The 1,873-nt window shown below is 68.0% G+C and carries 1 protein-coding gene; it reads left to right on the forward strand.

Annotation, left to right across the window (positions count from 1 at the left end):
* Positions 1-1,873, forward strand: a 1,873-nt coding sequence (locus N7422_RS26795; protein WP_279809343.1) for a condensation domain-containing protein, incomplete at both ends; no start/stop codon positions are given.

Here is a 1,873-nt window from a genome sequence, read left to right on the forward strand (position 1 = left end):
CATCGACCACCAGGTCAAGCTGCGCGGCCTGCGCATCGAGCTGGGCGAGATCGAGGCGCGCTTGCTGGAGCACGCGCTGGTCCGTGAAGCGGTGGTGACGGTGCCGGATGGCAAGCAGCTGGTTGGTTATGTGGTGCTGAACGGCGAAGCTGAAAACTGGCAGGCACAACTGGCCGAACACCTGCGCCGTGGCCTGCCGGACTACATGGTGCCGAACCAGTGGTTGGCACTGGACAGCCTGCCGCTGTCGCCTAACGGCAAGCTCGACCGCAAGGCCCTGCCTGCCGTGGACGCCACGCAATCGCAGCACGCCTACGTGGCGCCGCAGAGCGAAGTGGAACAGCAGGTCGCGGCGATCTGGGCGCAGGTCCTGCATCTGGAGCACGTTGGCCTGCACGACAACTTCTTCGCCCTGGGCGGCCACTCGCTGCTGGCGACCCAGGTGTTCTCGCGTCTGCGTGACCAGGGTATGGACGCACCGCTCAAGACACTGTTCGAGCAGCCCACCCTGCAAGGCTTCGCCGCCGCCTTGCCGGCGTCGTCTTCGGTTTCGCGTACCCCGGCCATCCAGCCGACGCGGCGCGACGCCACGCTGCCGGTGTCTTATGCCCAGCAACGCCAATGGTTCCTCTGGCAGCTGGAGCCGCACAGCAGCGCCTACCACATCCCCATGGTCCTGCGCCTGAAAGGCACGCTCGATCGCGCGGCGCTGCAGCACAGCTTCGATGCGCTGGTCGAGCGCCATGAAGCCTTGCGCACCCGCTTCGTCGAAAGCGACGAGGGCATCGTCCAGATGATCGACCGCCCGGCCGCGCTGGCCATCGCCGGTGAACGACTGGCGAACGAGGCGACCCTCCAGGCCCGCGTCGCCGAGGAGATCCGCCAACCGTTCGACCTGGCTCGCGGGCCGCTGCTGCGGGTTCGCCTGCTGGCGCTGGCGGCCGATGACCAGGTGCTGGTGCTGACCCAGCACCACATCGTCTCGGATGCGGCGTCCATGCAGCTGATGGTCGGCGAGCTGATCGATGGCTATGCCCGCCACCGCGAGGCCGATGCCGCGCCACTGCCTGCCCTGGCGTTGCAATATGCCGACTACGCCCGCTGGCAGCGTGAATGGATGGACGCTGGCGAGCGTGAGCGGCAACTGGCCTACTGGGTCGGACAACTGGGCAGCGAACAGGATGTGCTGGCCCTGCCGCTGGATCGCCCGCGTCCTGCCGAGCAGAGCTATCGCGGCGCCCAGCTCGACCTGGCCGTGCCGTCGGCGTTGAAGGACGGCCTCGAGGCGTTGGCCCGCCGCCAGGGCGCGACCCTGTTCATGGTGCTGCTGGCGTCGTTCCAGGCCTTGCTGCACCGCTACAGCGGCCAGCGCGACATCCGCGTCGGCGTGCCGGTGGCCAATCGCAACCGGGTCGAGACCGAAGGGCTGATCGGCTTCTTCGTCAACACCCAGGTGCTGCGCGCCGACATCGATCCGCGCCAGCCGTTCAGCGTACTGCTGCAACAGGTGCGCCAGGCCGCGCTGGGCGCCCAGGCTCACCAGGACCTGCCGTTCGAGCAACTGGTGGATGCGCTGGCGCCGACCCGCAGCCTCAGCCACAGCCCGTTGTTCCAGGTGATGTTCAACCACCAGGCCGCCGCGCTGGCGCCAGTGCGCACCGTGCCAGGACTGACGGTCGAAGCCGTGGCCTGGGCCAACGACACTACCCAGTTCGACCTGAGTCTGGATACCTGCGAGACCGACGAAGGGCTGAGCGCGTCGTTGATCTACGCCACCGACCTGTTCGACTCGGCCACTATCGCCCGTCTGGGCGAGCATTGGCTGAACCTGCTGCAGGGCATCGTCGACCAGCCGCAGCGCGCGGTGGCCGAA

Source organism: Pseudomonas sp. GD04091 (genome assembly GCF_029836165.1).
GTDB lineage: Bacteria > Pseudomonadota > Gammaproteobacteria > Pseudomonadales > Pseudomonadaceae > Aquipseudomonas.